The following is a 17620-nucleotide window of genomic DNA, read 5'->3' as shown; positions in this document are numbered from 1 at the left end:
CCATCACTCCTTTTCAAGTACCGTCCGAACGGATTCTGCGGACGAACGGACCATCAATTTTATTTCCTCTTCACTTATCGCATAAGGTGGAATGAAATAGACAACATTTCCCAGTGGACGCAAGAACAATCCACGCTTTAATCCTTCTTTGAAAATTTTGTACCCCACCCGTTGTTTTATTGGAAATGGGGTCAGATCTTTTTGATTCTGGACCAGCTCCAAAGCACCGATCATTCCGGTCTGTCGGTATTCCCCACACCAGGGCAATTCTTCAAGCAAAGAAGCCGACTCCTTCATAGTTTTTACTTTTCCTCCAAGAGACTCAAAAAATTCAGGCTCTTCCAGAATTGAGAGCGTTTCATTCGCAACCGCACAACCCAGGGGATTTGCGCTATAGCTATGGCTATGCACAAACCAGTTAAAATCTTCAAACTCTCCCTTAAACCCTTCATAAATTGAATCTTCCGTCAACGTTGCAGCAAGGGGAAGGTAACCCGAGGTAATACCCTTGGATAAACACAGAAAGTTTGGGTTTAACTCATGCCCTTCACAAACAAATCTCGAACCCGTCCTGTAAAACCCCGTTGCCACTTCATCAAATATCACATGGACATTGACGGCTTCACAGGCATCTTCCAGTTTTTTTAAATACACTGGCGGATACATCTTCATGCCAGCCGCCCCCTGTACCAGTGGCTCCACGACCACCCCGGCTAATGATTCATGATGCGTCTCCAGGGTATTTTTCATGGAATCAAAGCATTCTGCATTACAGGATTCCCTTTTCAAGCCAAATGGACATCGCAGGCAATCCGGACCTTCAACTTCTATGTTCTCCATCAACACCTCATCGAACTTGTCGCGAAACAATCCGCTGCCACAAACAGACAAGGCCCCAAGGGTTTCACCGTGATATCCATCTTTCAAATAAACAAATCTGTTTTTCTTTACCCTTCCAGCCTGCCTCCAATACTGCAGGCTCATCTTGAGTGCAATCTCAACTGATGTTGATCCATTGTCCGAGAAAAAAACACGGGTCAGGTTCTCCGGTGTCAACTGAACAAGGTTTTCTGCCAGATTAATTGCAGGCTCGTGAGTGATACCAGCGAACATGACGTGGGCCATTTTTTCCAGTTGCAAACTTAAAGCCTTGTTCAAACGAGGATGATTGTGCCCGAGAAGGTTGACCCACCAGGAAGAGATAACATCCATGTAGCGATTCCCCTCCCGATCAATAAGATAAACCCCTTCAGCCTTATCAACCAATAGCAAAGGAGTCTGTTCCGGATCTCCAGAAGGTGTACAGGGATGCCAGATATTTCTGAGATCCAGCAAAAGGTCGGGGTCGTTCATTTTCAATATTTTGTCATGGAGGGCGGAAATCACAAACCATACCGGACCGGAGAAAATTCCGGAACAGGCTCCTTCAGAGTATTCAGTATAGACGCAGCCATATAATCCGCCTGATTGGGCGTTTGAAGGATTCCATTTCTGAAGTGCCCGGTAGAATAAAATAAATTCGAGTAGCGTGCGCTTTTGCCCATGATCGGCATCTGATCTTCTGCAGCAGGCCGCAGACCTGACCAGGATTCAATAAGCGGTGCTGTTTTCAGACAGGGTAAAATCTCTGCTGCATCTTCAATGAGTTTCTGGATCACTTTTTCTTCAACTACGGGGTTGAACCCATCGTCCTCCATCGTCGAGCCAATGACAAATCCATTTCCCTCCCGCCAGGGCGCGATGTACGTGAGGAACCCATGAACTGTGTAGGGAAGTTTGCTGTCTTCCACCCGCAACCGACACATCTGCCCCTTAATGGGTTTGAGAGGCAGCGATACACCGAGAACCCCTGCCAGTTGTTGGGACCAGCTGCCCGATGCAAGAACAAAACGCTCGCTCTCGATATCACCTGAATCGGTCACCACCCTATCAATCCGGGTACTGTCATGGACAAAACCCGTAACATTAGCATTGATCACCGCAGCTCCCAGGTTTTTGGAAGCCACCATCAGGGCATCATGCAATCTCCGGTTATTGATCTGGCCTTCTTCCACCCAGAGGACAGGGCCACAACCTTCTGCAAGAAAAGGTAAACGTGATTTTACCGATTCAGCAGTCCATACCTCATGTGGAATGTTCTGGTCTTTAAAAAATGCCAGACGATTGTCCCATTGGTCCTCAACCGATTTATAGGGCATGATCGATCCTGCCATGGAAAGCGGGACCTTGACCTCGCTGACTTTCTGTAATTCCTGGACAAATGAGGGGTATTTTTCAAGCGAAGCACGGCAAAACTCAAAAAACCGGTCCGGCTGGTAACATTCACAAAAAGGAGCCAGCATACCCGCTGCAGCCCGGGATGCCATGAGCGAATTTACCGGATCTCCAACAATAGCTATTTTTAGCCCCGGTTCGGTCCTCAGAAGGCGAAATGCGATGCTGTGGCCTATGACCCCAGCACCAACAATGACAATATCAAAACGCTGATTATCCATTTTTAGTTCCAGCATATTCTTGAAGAAGGGCTTATTGTATCCAACTTTACCCTTCCCTGCCAGCCCCAGACCTTTTTGATTTCCAGCAATACCTTGATCTTTTTCCCGGCCCTATGCTATTTTTAATCCACAACAATTCACCATCAGGGGCCATTTCCAACTGGCTCTGCAACCCTAATTATCTGGAAAAAAAATGAACGAAGAAGCCAATTTAACTCAGGGAACAGAAGACGAAGAGGAAGAAGTTCTTGAACGACTGATCCCGGAGGAAGATGACGATACCCCCCCACCGGATCGAGCGGATCGAGTAAAACCTATTTTCGACTTATTAAAAGCCGACAAGGTCGAAATCAATTTTGATGACATCCGAACCAATTTTAACCGTCTTTGGCAATATGAAGATGGCGATGATTTACCTGAAGATGAACAGCATCTTTTGACCGTGGCTCTGTTCATTTATCTCGCTCATCTGGCTCTTGACGATTTCAATATCCACACCGTCAAAGCACGCGGAATTGTCACTCAAGCACTCACGGAATGGACTCGGGAAGAAACTGAAAAGCAGGTTGCTGAAGAAAAAGCAAGCGACAATCCATTCAAAACATTTGTGGACAATGGTGAAGCTCGTATGGACGCCATGTATTCATGGAGAGGTTTTTTAAGAGATACCAAAAAAGCCACGGACAAGAACTGGGATTTTAAAATGAAAAAATGCTGGTTCCATTCCTTTTTCATTCGTTATGGCCGAGTGGACTTTATCGAGTCTGCCTGCGACTTTGATCGCATCCCCTGGAAAGCGCGCGAGGATTATGTTGATCTGAAACTCTCCAACACCTTCTCCAAGTTGGGAAGTTTTTGCCAGTTTAAATACTCTCCAGCGAAATAAAGGCTTTTTCGGAGTAAGTTTCTTATTTCCAGCCACTGGACACCATCATAAAAAGGATCGCCTACACCATCAGCTCTCACGGATACGGGCATGCCGCCCGGTCCGCTGTGGTGCTGAAAGAACTTGCCCCCCATTTCCAGTTCTTCATCGCCAGTGAAATCCCGGAGAGCTATTTTCGCCGTTTTACTCCCGAACTCACCTTCCGCAAAGTATCCCTTGATACAGGTTGTGCCCAGGCCGATTTTATTGCAGTGGACCGGCCACGGTCGTTTTTAAATCTTGCCCAATTCCTTGAACACGAGGAATCCTTGTGCGAAAAGGAAATTCAATGGCTGGAAGAGAATGAAATCGACCTGCTTATCTCGGATGTGCCGTCCGTTCCAATAAAAGCTGCAAGTGAAATTGGAATTCCTTCAATGGTGATTGCCAATTTCAATTGGCACGACATCTATTCCGGATTTCCGGAAGCTTCCCGGTATCCAGAGTTGATTTCCACTCTTCGAGATCATTATTCAACTTGTAATATGCAGGTCCTGCCTCAACTTCATTTGGAAAACAATGTCATTCCGAGGCTTGAAACAATCGGCCTGCTCAGTCTGCCCGGATGTGATATCCGCAACGAGCTACAGGAGCTTCTTCCTGAAAACGCGCGCAATCGACCATGGGTTTTTATCTATCTGGGTCAATACGATTGTTCTGAGATTCAATGGCAGAAGCTTGAGCAAATGAGCGATTATTTTTTCCTGACCCGGGATGAGGTTCCTGAAGACATTGCCTGCCCCAATCTCGAAGTTCTCGATGAGCATTTCGCATTTCCGGACCTTATGGCGTCATCAGACCTCGTGCTCACAAAAGCGGGTTACTCCACACTGGCAACAGCGTTTTCCCACAATAAACCGGTGGTCACCTGTGAAAGACCCGGTTTCAAGGAATTTGAAGCGGTTCAATCATTTTTAACAGACAATAACATTGGACAAATTCTGGCTTCAGAGCCTTTTTACAACCTGGAATGGCAGGATTCGATCAAGAAAGCCCTCAAATTAACCGTAAAAGATAAAATAGAGACTCACGGGGAACGGGACATAAAAACTCTAATCGATAACCTATTAAACACCTCATCAGGTTAAGAAACCAATGGCACACGACATCACCTTAATCGTCACCAACTGGAACGGCAGGGACCTGCTTCGAGAATGCCTGCCCACCCTCAAACGTGCGGTTGAGAATGACCCGGCTCACTCCTATGAAGTGATGGTGATTGATGATTGCGGTTCCGATGACAGCCTCTCCGTACTGGAAAAAGACTTTCCATGGGTCCGGGCGGAAAAAACCCCGCGCAACCTGGGATTTCAGGGAGCCAACAACCATGCAGCGAAGCTTGCTGATTCTCCGGTTATCATGCTGCTCAATAACGATATTAAACTCCATCCTGAATCCCTGAGCCACCTGGCAAAACATTTCGATGACCGGGACAATCCTGTCTTTGCCGCAAGTGGACGAATCTACGATTTTGATGAAACCAGCTTTCTGTATGGAAACCGGGGCGGGTATTTCAGACACGGACATTTTCACCTTTACGAAAAAGATGCTTTTGATAAAAGCCAGACCCTGTTTGCCTGCGGTGGCGCGATGATGGTTGATCGGGAGCGCTATCTGGAACTGGGAGGATTCGATTCGCTTTACCACCCTCTTTATTATGAAGAAATCGACCTGTCTTATCGTGCCCTGAAGCGCGGCTGGGAGGTGGTCTATGACCCTGAATCGATTGCCTATCATAAAGTGCGCGGTACCATCACCCGGCAGAAAAAACTAAAGCAGATTGGCCGGATATCAGCCCGCAACAATTACCTGTTCGTCATTAAAAACATACTGAACGATGAATTGACCCGGGAATTTCTATGGGCGATTCCACTTTATTTGCTGCGTGATCTTTTTTCAGGACGGTTTCGTTTCTGGGCTGCAATTTTTATGGCCCTGCCCCGTTTACCCCAGGCCCTGAAAAGCCGGAAACGGGAAAAAACCGAGACTGTCTTTGATGACGGGGAAATCCTCAACAAGATCAACAGCGGCCGCCACAATCGGAAGCCAGCGCCTAAAAGCACCAGTTCCCTGGAAAACCAGGTTCTTCCTGTTTCCCTTTAAAGCATTCCCTCCATGAAAGCTGTTATTCGAGTCAAAGTCTCGCATCAGGCGGGATTCGGACATTGGGTCCGGCAATGCCATCTCGCGAAAGCCCTGGCGAAGTCAGGATACAACGTAACTCTCTTCCCAGACGACTACGAACGGCTTGGGCCTCCTCCTGACGGCCTTGTCATGGCACCAGTAAAAAGCCAGAATGAGTTCCTGGAACTTCTACCCTCCTCAATAAACCTTGCCATCCTTGATATTCATGAAACGATACCCGAATTAATTTCTCAAATCAGGACGTCAGCAAAATATGTGGTTGGATTCGAGGATCTCGGAAGCGGACGGAATCATCTCGATTGCCTGATAGACAGTAACCTGCCTCCGCAATTTTGCAGGGAGATCGCTGAACAGGTCAAAACTCTGTTCGGCTGGAACTATTCACTGCTCGCACCTGAATACGAAACGGTTTCTAAAGAACCGCGTGATTTTTCCAATGGAATTCAATCCCTGCTGATTACTATGGGGGGTACGGATCCCAACAAACTCACTTCGAGAGTGGTCGCTCCGTTGCTGGAAAGTTTTCCTGAATTAAAAATTACCGTGGTTTCAGGACCAGGGTTTATTGCCGATGAAAACTTTTCGAAGCTTTTAAAAAGCCCGCGGGTAAAAAACCAGGCACAACCCAACTCGTTAGCCCCCCTTTTTCTTCAACACGACGCGGTGATCTGCTCTGGCGGAGTAACCCTTCACGAAGCTCTGGCTTCTGGAACACCAGCGTTTGTGGTCCCGCAGGTGGCTCATCAGGAAGTTCTGGCAAAGGGCCTGGAGGAAGAAGGGGCCACCCGACTGGCAGGCCAACCCGGAAAAGTGAATCACGATACATTGATCCAGGCGCTTCAAACCACCCCTGCTAATCTGGATTCCATGAGCACCGCAGGAAGGAAGCTGATTGATGGCTGCGGGTTAAAGCGCATCGTGGAATTTCTTTCAAAACTGACATCCAAATAAAAAAACCGGTGACTCCTGTCCCCAAGGAGGAGGATCTGGGGAGGAGTCACCGGAATCTGGTTCTTACGCCAGTTTTTTACTTGAATTTGGAACTAGTGGAACTAGAAGATCGTAATTTCTACGCCTCCCAGCATTGAGAACGGTGCGCCAGGACGAGCCCCATGAGGCACCCGAGTGGCGATGTAATGATCATCCGTAATATTCTTAAAGTTGGTGAACAGTCTTACGTTCTTATGCGCCTGGTAGTTCACGGTGAGATCCACCAGGAAAAAACTGTCTGTCATACCGAACCGGGCATCAGGAGTACCTGTGGCCGGATCAATCTCCAGAGGAGAATTGTTTCCGGAAGCGAACGTTTCGTCTACGTACTGGGTATCCAGATAAATCCCAAATGGACCATACTCAATGCCCGTTCCAAGAGCAAACTGGATCTCCGGAACATAAGGCACTTCCGCACCATTAAATGCTGCTGCAAAAATCGCATTGCCATCGCTTGGTGCCGTAGTGATCGCATTACTGGATGTCACAGTTGCATCGGTATAAGTCAATGAGAAATACCAGGGGTTGTTAAAGCTCCATCCACGATGCTGCCCTGGATCATGGCGAACCTGGAATTCAATGCCTTCTGATAGAACTGATCCCAGATTCTGACTGTTTCCGGCACCTGCTGCAACATTTCCAGTCACGATCAGGTTGCTGAAATCCGTCCGGAAATAGATCAATTCCGTTTCGAAGGCAAGCTCATTATTGTGGTAACGCGTTCCAATCTCGGCACCGGTACTACGCTCAGGCAATACCTTAAAGTCTGTCGCACTGGTTTCAATCGTGGCGGAAGGACCAGGAGGGCTGAACCCTCTGATTACGCTACCGAAGACATCGGCACGGTGCCGACTATCATCAATAATGTTGTAGTTCAGGCTTCCTCCACCACCCCAAAGTCCGATATCACTGTACATGGAGGGAGGGAGAGCCCCCGGAACACCTAAACTGGTAAATTCCTGATCGATATATTCAAATCGAATACCAGGAGTAAAGGTGAAACGTCCCCATTCAATTTTATCTTCTAAATGAACCGCTAATGCATCCGTATTCTGCAACTGATTTCCCTGTGAGCCAGGAGCTGTGGTCGCTCTTGCAGTAATATCCGCATTGGTGTTGATGGTTAGCTGCTCTCGCGATTGCCACCGACGGATCTGGTCCGAATGATAACGAACACCAAATTGCATCTGGTGGTCAGTCGGGCCAAGAGTCAGGTGATGATCAAGAACCGCCTGAACTCCATACAGGTAGTAATCACGGTCATTATTCCGAATTCGAAGTGCTCCCGAAACCCCAGGCGAACCGGAAAGTAAATTGGCCCCATTTGTATTGGCTACACACTGCCCCAAACTAAGGTTACCAACACCACCGCTAACATTCCGGCAATTGTTCAACTTGAACCAGTGCCGAGTGAAATGGTTTCCGTAACCCGTAGTTACCAGTTTGGTGTCTGGGCTAAACTCAATCATATGGCGCAAGTAAGTTCTGAAACTTTCCTGATTCATCTGATCAAATCTGGCACCATCAAAGCGGTTAAATGGGTCCATGCGGAACTGAGCCTGAGTCTGACCAAGGTAACCGTCATTGAACTGCATGTCAGTGTGACCCAGCTTGACCTCAAACCGTTGGTACATGCTGGACTTCGGCTCCCACATCAATTTGAACGTTTGCTCCGACTGGGTCAAACCGGTATCCGACTGCGGAGTCAGATTATTCTTGGTGATTTGCGGAGTTCTAAATCCAGTATTGTTCCTATGGTAATTTTCTGCCATGAAACCAATATTACCAATGGATGTTTCGATGGTATTTCCGAAATAAGTGTGGTTTCGAATTTCGTTGAAACTTCCGAAGGAAGACTTTGAATAATACTCCTCGGCGTCTGGAATAGCTGTGGAATTGAAATTGATGACACCACCGGTAATATAAGGGCCATACCGGACAGTAGTTGAACCTTTAAGGACTTCTACTGATTCCATACGAGCAACATTTGGCGAGTAATATGCGCCCGGCGCTGAATAAGGAGCCGGCGCCGTGAGGATTCCGTCTTCCATGATCGTGACTTTCTGGCTACGTCCCGGATCCACACCACGCAAACTGATATTCGGGAACAGGCCAAACCCATCTTCTTCCCGAACGTAAACACCAGGCACTTTACGCAAGACACGGTTAATATCTGTCTGGTTCTGCGTACGGATTTCCTTTGTATCCACAAAGTATGCTGAACCCGCAACATCCTTTACCGCTTCCTTCGAACCGATAACAGCAACTTCGTTGAGGTACATCTGTTTTTTACTCTTGTCCTCTGCTAAGGCCGAATTTGCCATAATGCCAAGGGCCATGCTCAATAAAGCCGCTCCCCCTGCATATTTGGCAACCCTTCTCCTCTCAGGTCGATTCATATCACTGCCTTTCATATTTACGTTTACCCTCCAAAGGTCCTTCCCAAAAGTAAAACAAGGCGGAAAAACCAAATTTCCAGCCTCATACTTTTAGAATTTTCATTTTGAAAACTGTTGAAAACCCTAAAAACGCCCCTCGCGTCTTTAAACCGGAAGTTTCCCAACCTTGAAAACTGGGAAATTTTTTCAACGTTCTGAAATATATATTGATATTCGTTATCAAAGTCAACCTTTTTTTGAGTACTATTTTCAAAAATAAGCTAAGCCATTAAAATTAAAAGGTTAATTTATAATAAGCTGTGGGGCCTCCTGATGTTCCTTCTCAAATTTATTGATCAATATTTCGCAAATTGTCGCAACCAGCTCCATAGGACGGGATGTTTTTTTTAATACATCCAGTGCCCCTGGAAAATTGACCCCGGGATTGGAAATAAATTCTTTGTTATCAGAAAGAATCAATGTGGATTTTCTATTTTCAAACGATAATTTAAAAAACAATTCATTTATCGGGATCTCTTCCAGGCTGTCATCCACCACAATGAGATCAAAAAGTCCATGTGAAGCCAAATGGCACCCTTCCCACGCTTTGGCAGACAATTGTACTTGAGGTCCAATTCGACTAAGAATCAAGGCCGCGGCCAAAGCTTCCTGCCGATGAGAATGGATAAATAAAATTCGTGCATAAGGTGTTGTACTCATGAAACCAATCCTTTCCGGCTCATCTCCCCAAGGCAACGCTTGAGACCTGAAATACTACTGGTATGACTCCTCTCAATTGGAATCCCACGGCTCCGGGCAACCTTAACGGCTTCAATAACAAGAGGGTGGGAAATTGTGCCTGTAAAAACCACGATCCCGCTGACATCCTGAAGCCGTTTAGGAAGATTTGGAACCCGGCGGGAAAAGACCCGAACATCCATTCCCAGATTTTTAGCCTGTTTTTCATAATTATTTTTCAATCTGTCCAAACCGCCTAAAATTGCGACCGTCATTTTTTTATTACCTCAAATAAAAGGTTATTCTCAATCAAATTAGATTTTGATAATCATTTTCAAAAATTAAAAGGGCAAAAAAAATCAACCCTTAAGCAACTGCAACTTTCACTTCCATTGGGATGATTTGACTTGCTTCCTGTGGCTTTCTGAGCTTGAACAAGCGCTTCCCGGGATTAAACTGAACGCAGGCTCCACCGCCGCACTTGTTCAGGCAGGAAACGTAATACACTTCATATCCTTGTTTGCGGATCGTGTCTTCCATTCCTGCCAGGTGCCCCGAAATCTTTTCCGATTCCCAGGCTTTGCAACCCGGGCCTGTGCAGATTTTGATTTTCTTTTTTCCTCGTGACATCTCAATTACCCGTTAATTTTGATAACCATTCTCAGTATGACAGAGCTCCTCTCATCTGTCAACATTATTTTAGTTTTTTCTGAAAGTATTTTTGTATTCGCACTAAGGCCTTTCTTTGCTGCCTTTCTTAACCCACAATCCAAGGAAAAATTCACTCCCCAATCTGAATTAATCCAATCTGCCTAACCAACAAACTCAGGGGCCTAAAACAATCTCGGCAAGCCCTGCCCTGCTGCAAATGACTTTTCACCCGCGAAGAAATTGAAAATCCACAGGTTCAGGACCATCATCAAATAATAACTCCGGGCATAGAACTTTTTCATTACTGTTTTGTACCAGTAAATTTACTATCTATTAATTCCTGCGCCTCTTTTGCAAGTCGACTCTTTCAAATTATTCTTACAAATACGCCAACAAAAAAAAGGCACCTCCAAAAGGAGGTGCCTTTAAATTTAAAAATAACCTGTGCTTTACTCGTCTGTGCTCATATGTTCTGCCAGGTAATTCTGGATACCAACATCCTTGATACGCACGAACTGAGTCTCAAGCCAATCCACTGAGTCTTCGGTTTCCACCAGGATCTCATCCAGCATTTCCTTGGTACCAAAGTCGCTCTTTTCTGAACAGAGCTTGATGTGTTTGCGCAGTCTTTGCACGTGGTTGTTTTCGATCTTTAATTGATTCTTCAACTGTTGCTCTACCGTGTTGCCCACCAGGATTTCATCGTAGCGTGCCATATTGGGCGCACCATCCAGAAAAAGAATCCGCTCGATAATCTTATTGGCATGCTTCATTTCGCCCATTGATTCTTCTTTTGAATGTGCCGCTATTTTTTCGTAACCCCAGTCTTCCTGCATTTTGTAATGCAGATAGTAAATGTTGATCGCTGTTAATTCTGCTGTGAGTACATCATTCAGGGCATCGATTACTTTTTTCTCGCCTTTCATGGGCCAGTTCCTTTCAAATTGGGAATGAAATTGGGCCCGCGGAGCGTCCCGCATGCCCTACAATAATTAAGATGACATATTTTCAAAAAGGTTTCAACGCTTTTATTTATAAGGACTTAACACGATAATCGAATTTGATTTCTATTCTCAAAACATCAAACTTCTAGCTGGCTATCTCCTGCACACAAGAGGGTTCAACAGGGTTACTGGTTTCAGCAATATAACTTCTTGAAAACTGTTCTCAGGAAATAGCGAAAAATTTATTATCTTTTAGAAGTCAGTCTTTCCTTCGAGCCGGGTCATAACTTCGCATCCATCACTGGTAACACACAGCGTGTGCTCAAATTGAGCCGAGAGAGATCCATCCAGGGTAACCGCGGTCCAGTTGTCATCCAATACTTTCAAATGGGCTGCTCCCTGGTTAATCATTGGCTCAATGGTAAAGGTCATGCCTTTTTGAAGAACGGGACCCTTTCCAAATTTTCCGAAATGAAGCACCTGGGGTTCTTCATGAAAGTTTCGTCCGATTCCGTGGCCACAGAACTCCCTCACTACCGAATAACCCAGAGGCTCAACATAACCTTGAATAGTCGCTCCAATATCTCCAAGATGGGCTCCTGGTCGGACAACTTTGATGGCCTTTTGAAGAGATTCGCGCGTGGCATCATATAGTTTTTGGGCCTGTTTACGAGGTGAGCCAACAAAAAAGGTTTTGTTCGTATCTCCATGCCAGCCGTCGACAATCGTGGTGATATCGAGATTCACAATATCTCCGTTGCGCAGTTTTCTTTCAGATGGAATACCGTGACAAATTTCATCATTTACCGATGTACAGATGCTGCGAGGGAATCCCTTGTAATTAAGAGGCGCTGGAATTGCTCCATGGGACAGGATGTAATCGTGGCATATATCGTTGAGCGCCTGTGTTGTCACACCAGGCTTGATATGAGGTTCAATCATAACGAGAACCTCAGCTGCCAGATGGCAGGACTTCCTCATCTCATTTATTTCATCATCTGTCTTAAGATGGATCATGGATATAAACCAATTCCTTTAAAGTTTTCGAATTATCACGCCAACCGGGCTTTACTTTCACAAATAGCTTGAGAACTACTTTCCCTCCCAGTCGCCGTTCCAGCTCCTCACGTGCCTGGGTGCCGATTTTTTTTATCAGTTGTCCGCCAGAACCAATCAAGATCCTCTTTTGAGATGCTTTTTCTGCATAAACCGTTGCATCAATTACAGTCACACCCTCTTTTATACCCTCTCTCATAGACTCCACCACCACAGCAACTGCATACGGTAGTTCAAGATGGGTCAATTTGATTATCTTTTCACGAATGATTTCTCCAGTCAAAAACTCTTCCGGACAATCGGTGACCAGATCATCGGGGAAATAAGCAGGACCTTCCGGCAACCCACTCAATAAAACCTCTTTCAACACATCCAGGCCATCTTCTTTTAGAGCAGAGATGGGCACAATATCTTCAAACGTATCCTCCTTTTGGAGGAGGTCCATAAGGCTGAGCAATTCCGGTTTGGCAACCCGATCCAGCTTGTTAATAGCCAGTGTCATCGGTGTCGACGATGACTTTAAAGCTTCAAGCACAAATCGGTCTTCAGGGGTAAAGCCATCCGGAGCACTGACCATAAAAAGAATCCGGTCGGCATCATTAAAGGTCTGAATGGCGGCTTTCACCATACGCTTGTTAAGAGCGTTCGTCGCCTGGTGAATACCCGGAGTGTCCAGCAGGATTATCTGTCCTCCTTCAAGGTGACACACACCTGTGATCTTGTTGCGGGTTGTCTGGGGTCTGCGGGACATCGCGGCAAGTTTTCTCGCCACCAACCTGTTGAGCAATGTAGATTTGCCTACATTCGGCTTGCCCACCAGGCTGACATAGCCAGATCGAAAACCGGTTCCCTCTCCTGCTTGCGTCTTGTCCGAAACAGTTGCCTCCGTTGTAATCACCAAAAATTGTCCCCTGCTTAAAAGGGATTGATTGTATTATAGGATGAATACCAATCCAAGCAATGTTTATGCTTTATAAAAAAGAATGAATCCCTTCGGACTCTACCTCCATATCCCCTTTTGCATCCACAAATGCGGCTATTGTGATTTTAATTCACATCCGCTTGAGGGTCAGGACCCCCAAGCCTACGTCAATGCAATTGCACGGGAAATTGAAACGCGTGCAGAATCGTTGGAATCCAGCACAACCATCAGTTCCATATTCTTTGGAGGGGGCACCCCCACAACTCTGGAAGCTGATCAACTTCTCTTCTTACTCGAAACATGCAAGCAACATTACCAACTCAGCAGCGACTGCGAAATCACACTGGAAGCAAACCCCGGCACCATCAAACCGGATTTTCTACCACATGTAAAAAATTCCGGGTTCAACAGGATCAGTATCGGAGCTCAGTCTTTCAATCCAGATGAATTAAAACTCCTGGAAAGAATCCATTCCGGAGATGAAATTGACACCACAGTCCATGCAGCCCGTGAAGCTGGTTTCGGTAACCTTTCCTTGGACCTGATGTTCGCCCTGCCGGACCAATCTTTGGAAACCTGGCAGCAAAATCTCAACCGGGCACTCGATCTCCAACCGGATCACATCTCCTGTTACAACCTGATGATTGAACCCAACACGTCTTTCAAAAACCTCTACGATTCAGGCAACCTGGTGATGCCTGAGGAAACGCATCAACTGGAACTATTCCAGTACACTATTGCAACCCTGAAAGACCGTGGCTTCAATCAATACGAAATTTCAAATTTTGCCCATCATGGCTATGAGTGCCGACATAACCGCCTTTACTGGCTGAACGGAGAACATCTTGGACTTGGTGCCGGAGCTTCTTCCTATATAAACGGGGTACGCTCACGCAATATCAAGTCTCCGGCAAAATACACTCAATCCATCATCACTCGAAACTCAGCCACCGATTTTAAAGAGGAACTCTCTCCACAAGAATCGATGGGGGAAAGCCTGATGCTCGGCCTTCGTCTGAAAGAAGGAGTCAATATCAACAGCTTCGAACAGCGGTACGCAACAGGCCTCACCAGTGTATTCGGCGACACCCTGACCAAACTACTGGAAAAAAAATTAATCACTCTTGATAACGGACATCTTGCACTCACTGAGCAGGGACTGTATCTTGCCGATTCGGTTATTCTGGAATTTATTTCACCACCCTCATCCCAAGAAACAGTATGAACTCTTCTAAAAAACCCGAAGCAGCCTTTTCCCGGTTAACATCCATCGTGGACACCCTGATGAGTGAAGGCGGATGCCCGTGGGACCTGGTACAGACCCGTGAATCACTGAAGCCTTACCTGGTAGAAGAAACCTACGAAACACTTGAAGCGCTTGACGGCAATCAACCTGAAAAAATCGTCGATGAGATGGGCGACCTCCTGTACCAGATTCTTTTTCACAGTAAAATTTCGGAAAATCGCGGTGAGTTCAACATCACAGATGTGATCGAAAATCTGTCGGAAAAAATGATCCGTCGCCACCCACACGTTTTCAGTAAAAAATCAGAGACAGACACACCGGAAAAAGTATTGCACCAGTGGGATGAGATCAAGAAACAGGAAAAAGGCAACCAGAATCAGAAATCTGTCCTCGACAATGTGCCGAAGGCCTTACCGGGCCTGGCGCGTGCCCAGAAACTGCAAAAGAAAGCCGCCAAACAGGGATTCGACTGGGACCAGGTAGAAGATGTAATCGCCAAGCTCGACGAAGAGGTCGAAGAATTTAAAGAGGCCTTCAGGGATGACGACACTCCTCATATGACTGAAGAGATGGGGGACCTGCTGTTTGTCATTGTCAATCTGGCACGTTATAAAAAGATAGATGCTGAAGAGGCTTTGCGTGGCACCAGCAACAAATTCATTAAACGTTTTCAACACATCGAACAGGAAGTGGCGAAACGTGGCAAAACTTTAAAGGAAACATCGCTCGAGGAAATGGAGCGATACTGGCAGGAAGCGAAGAAACTGTGACTATTGCTTAAAGACAAAATGGCATTTGAAATCCCGAATGTGGTTTAAGCTTGCAAAGATAATCTTTACAACAAGACAAAAAATACCGCTTGTCATTCTGAACGAAACATCGTGGATTGAAGAATCTCGCCTTTGCTTTTGAATTTGACTCGACACTTGAAAAACATCCTTTATTTTATTGGGCTTGCATAGGAACGCCCGCGCCATTCAGAACTTCCAGTTTTCAAAATAAACACCATCGAATTGATTATTATCGCCGCCGTCATCAGCCCTCCCAGAAAAAACAGAAACTGGTTAGAACGTTTGATCCCCAATTCCTCACACAACCCCGTTCCGGTAAGCCACACCAGACCAAGTCCTCCCCAGGAAAGGCTGAGCGGCAACCAGTGAGATTCTGCCAGTAAATGATATCCCGCAAAAAAATAAGGTGTGACCAGAAACCCGAGCAGACAACCAACATTAAAAAGCGTGCGCCAAATGGATCGCTTTAACGCCAGAAAGATATTCTTTCTCCAGCCGATCCAGATTTCCTCAAGTGAATGATACATCCGGATGGAAAAAAGTTTTTTGGCATCCGCTACCAGGCACCGTCCCCCTTCTTTCTTCGCAAGTTTTGCCAATCCAATATCCTCAAGAATGGCCTGACGCAACGATTCATGCCCCCCCAGTTTTTCGTAGAGTTTCCGACGGATCATGATGAAAGCCCCGAAACCAATCGCATCCTTGTGCTCCGTACTGTTCACTTTCTTAAGACGCGTTTTGGCAACGATAAATCCAAATACTACCGGCTGGACGACTCTTTCCCAGAATGATCCGAACTCGGCTTTGGGCATCAAGGTGAGTAAGTCCAGTTCCCTTGTTTCCAGGTTATAGACGGCTGTCGCCAACGCAAAAGGCTCGAACACCGGATCTGCATCGGTGAACACCAGCACCTCGCCACCTGCATGCTCCATTGCATGATGCAGAGCATGCGGTTTTCCATACCACCCTTCCTTGAGAGGAGGAGCCTTGAGTGGCACCAGGTTTGTATATTGTTCGGCCAGTCTACTGATAATTCGCCAGGTACCATCGGTCGAACCATCATCCACCACAATGACTTCAAAATTGGGATAGTCCTGATTTAACAGTGAAGTGAGACAGGCTTCAATGCCCCGTTCCTCGTTACGCGCCGGCACGCACACCGATACCTGAGGCGTTCTTTTTTGTGGTCCCCTGACCGGTTCCAGCTTGATCAAATGCACCATGTTGACTGTTAGATAAATGACTATATAAAGAATAAACAGGAATTGAAGGACGGTGAGCAAAGCCATTTGCTAGAATATGGAGAGAGGTGAAACTTAACGGGAGTTTTTTCCCTCTAAAAGCCTGTACAAGGGCATTCAAACTCACAAATTAAAAGGCATTACAAAATATGCTGGGACTGGTCAAACCCTACAAAATGGAAATGCTGGTCAAGGACTGCATGTATTACAAATTGTACTACTGCAGTGTCTGCCGAAACCTGGTGCGCAGCAATAACCGCCTTTACGCTTTCGTAAACAGCTATGAAGCCGCATTCCTTGCCATGTTGTATAACGAAATGGTAGTTCATGATATGGGAGCGGTCAAGGACCGGTGCAGTGGATTACCTCTGGTGAAAGTTCCGGCCCTGCCCCCGGACCACGAAGCGGTTGAACTGGGTGCCGCTCTCTCCCTGTTGGCGTTTCAGGTGAAATTCCAGGACGATTTGCATGACGAAACCGGATTCTGGATCAAAAAATACAACCGGTTTCTAGCAGGCCGACTGAAAAAAACATTTAAAGGACAGATCGCGCAGTTTGAAAAATTTAACATTGACCTTGATGTCGTCCAGAAAGAACAGGATAAACTCAACCGGATGGAAAGGGATCCTTCCCTGAAAGATATCGACCTCCATCTTAGCCAATGGGGAGAATTATTCTCCTATATCATGTCCCAGCCTTTCCGTGGGAAAATTGAACCGGACCGGCACGAAGTCCTAGCACGGTGGTTTGATCACCTCGGTCGAATCCTGTATCTGCTGGATTCCATGGAGGATCTGCACAAAGACCTCGATTCCGAGGAATTCAATTTGATTCTCCGGGCAGAAGATAATGTCGAGTCTGCTAATGAAAATTGGTTAAAAACCATCTATAATCGATATCAGCAACGCGTGCACGAACAGCGTATGAATATGCTGGAACTTCTGCCGCGTCTGGAACTCAATGAATCGCATTCCATCGTATCAAATATCCTCACTCATGGCCTTGACAGGCAATGCGCGACGGTGTTTGATGCACTCGTGTCAAAGAAACCCAAAACACAAAAGTTATTGTTTAATTGTCAGGATTTTTAATCGAAGG

17 protein-coding genes are annotated in these 17620 nt (G+C 46.2%); 7 read left to right on the top strand and 10 right to left on the bottom strand.

Going from position 1 to position 17620, the window contains the following annotated elements; genetic code table 11:
- Positions 1-3: 3 nt before the first annotated feature.
- Positions 4-1353: an adenosylmethionine--8-amino-7-oxononanoate transaminase gene (gene bioA / locus G3M70_12515; protein ID QPJ62652.1), complete on the bottom strand. Its 1350-nt coding sequence runs from the start codon at positions 1351-1353 to the stop codon at positions 4-6.
- Positions 1354-1382: 29 nt separating this feature from the next.
- A complete protein-coding gene (locus tag G3M70_12510; protein QPJ62651.1) occupies positions 1383-2495 on the bottom strand; it encodes an FAD-dependent oxidoreductase in 1113 nt (370 codons plus the stop codon).
- A 193-nt stretch (positions 2496-2688) separates the two neighbouring features.
- Here G3M70_12510 and G3M70_12505 point away from each other — a divergent pair, with 193 nt between their 5' ends.
- The 4 genes from G3M70_12505 (at position 2689) to G3M70_12490 (ending at position 6516) form a co-directional block, all read left to right on the top strand.
- Positions 2689-3381 carry an L-2-amino-thiazoline-4-carboxylic acid hydrolase gene (locus tag G3M70_12505; GenBank protein QPJ62650.1) on the top strand — a complete coding sequence of 231 codons (693 nt, stop codon included), beginning with the start codon at positions 2689-2691 and terminating at the stop codon, positions 3379-3381.
- A 110-nt stretch (positions 3382-3491) separates the two neighbouring features.
- Positions 3492-4508 carry a hypothetical protein gene (locus G3M70_12500; protein ID QPJ62649.1) on the top strand — a complete coding sequence of 339 codons (1017 nt, stop codon included), beginning with the start codon at positions 3492-3494 and terminating at the stop codon, positions 4506-4508.
- Positions 4509-4515: 7 nt separating this feature from the next.
- Entirely contained in the window at positions 4516-5523 is a 1008-nt protein-coding gene (locus G3M70_12495; GenBank protein ID QPJ62648.1) for a glycosyltransferase family 2 protein, read from the top strand.
- Between the two features lie 12 nt (positions 5524-5535).
- On the top strand, positions 5536-6516 hold the full coding sequence (locus G3M70_12490; GenBank protein ID QPJ62647.1) for a hypothetical protein: 981 nt from the start codon (positions 5536-5538) through the stop codon (positions 6514-6516).
- Between the two features lie 101 nt (positions 6517-6617).
- Here the strand turns inward: G3M70_12490 and G3M70_12485 are convergent, their stop codons facing one another.
- The 7 genes from G3M70_12485 to G3M70_12455 all read right to left on the bottom strand — a co-directional run bounded on the left by G3M70_12485 (position 6618) and on the right by G3M70_12455 (position 13217).
- Positions 6618-8969, bottom strand: a complete 2352-nt coding sequence (locus G3M70_12485) for a TonB-dependent receptor (protein QPJ62646.1) — start codon at positions 8967-8969, stop codon at positions 6618-6620.
- Positions 8970-9236: 267 nt separating this feature from the next.
- Positions 9237-9653 (bottom strand): hypothetical protein, encoded by a 417-nt coding sequence (locus G3M70_12480; protein ID QPJ62645.1) that lies wholly within the window; start codon positions 9651-9653, stop codon positions 9237-9239.
- Complete coding sequence (locus G3M70_12475) at positions 9650-9946, bottom strand: DUF2325 domain-containing protein (protein QPJ62644.1); 297 nt, start codon at positions 9944-9946, stop codon at positions 9650-9652. Before G3M70_12475 ends, G3M70_12480 begins: the two co-directional genes overlap by 4 nt.
- 91 nt (positions 9947-10037) lie before the next feature.
- The gene (locus G3M70_12470) at positions 10038-10301 is read right to left on the bottom strand and encodes a (2Fe-2S) ferredoxin domain-containing protein (protein QPJ62643.1); all 264 of its coding nucleotides are present in this window, start codon (positions 10299-10301) and stop codon (positions 10038-10040) included.
- 470 nt (positions 10302-10771) lie between these two features.
- Positions 10772-11248 carry a bacterioferritin gene (gene bfr / locus G3M70_12465; protein QPJ62642.1) on the bottom strand — a complete coding sequence of 159 codons (477 nt, stop codon included), beginning with the start codon at positions 11246-11248 and terminating at the stop codon, positions 10772-10774.
- Positions 11249-11518: 270 nt separating this feature from the next.
- Positions 11519-12283 (bottom strand): type I methionyl aminopeptidase, encoded by a 765-nt coding sequence (gene map, locus G3M70_12460; protein ID QPJ62641.1) that lies wholly within the window; start codon positions 12281-12283, stop codon positions 11519-11521.
- Positions 12270-13217 carry a GTPase Era gene (locus G3M70_12455; GenBank protein QPJ63804.1) on the bottom strand — a complete coding sequence of 316 codons (948 nt, stop codon included), beginning with the start codon at positions 13215-13217 and terminating at the stop codon, positions 12270-12272. The genes map and G3M70_12455 overlap by 14 nt, the downstream gene beginning before the upstream one ends.
- Before the next feature lie 88 nt (positions 13218-13305).
- Here G3M70_12455 and hemW point away from each other — a divergent pair, with 88 nt between their 5' ends.
- Both hemW and mazG read left to right on the top strand, forming a co-directional pair.
- Complete coding sequence (gene hemW, locus G3M70_12450; GenBank protein QPJ62640.1) at positions 13306-14469, top strand: radical SAM family heme chaperone HemW; 1164 nt, start codon at positions 13306-13308, stop codon at positions 14467-14469.
- Positions 14466-15260, top strand: coding sequence for a nucleoside triphosphate pyrophosphohydrolase (gene mazG, locus G3M70_12445; GenBank protein ID QPJ62639.1), 795 nt, complete (start codon positions 14466-14468; stop codon positions 15258-15260). The genes hemW and mazG overlap by 4 nt, the downstream gene beginning before the upstream one ends.
- A gap of 170 nt (positions 15261-15430) precedes the next feature.
- Here the strand turns inward: mazG and G3M70_12440 are convergent, their stop codons facing one another.
- Complete coding sequence (locus G3M70_12440) at positions 15431-16570, bottom strand: glycosyltransferase (protein QPJ62638.1); 1140 nt, start codon at positions 16568-16570, stop codon at positions 15431-15433.
- A 101-nt stretch (positions 16571-16671) separates the two neighbouring features.
- On the opposite strand from G3M70_12440, the gene G3M70_12435 reads away from it, so the two are divergent.
- A complete protein-coding gene (locus tag G3M70_12435; GenBank protein QPJ62637.1) occupies positions 16672-17613 on the top strand; it encodes a hypothetical protein in 942 nt (313 codons plus the stop codon).
- Positions 17614-17620 lie beyond the last annotated feature (7 nt).

The sequence above is a fragment of the Candidatus Nitronauta litoralis genome (genome assembly GCA_015698285.1).
Taxonomy (GTDB): Bacteria; Nitrospinota; Nitrospinia; order Nitrospinales; family Nitrospinaceae; genus Nitronauta; species Nitronauta litoralis.
Note: the sequence above shows the minus strand (reverse complement) of the source record. Positions and strands in the feature narration are given on the sequence as shown.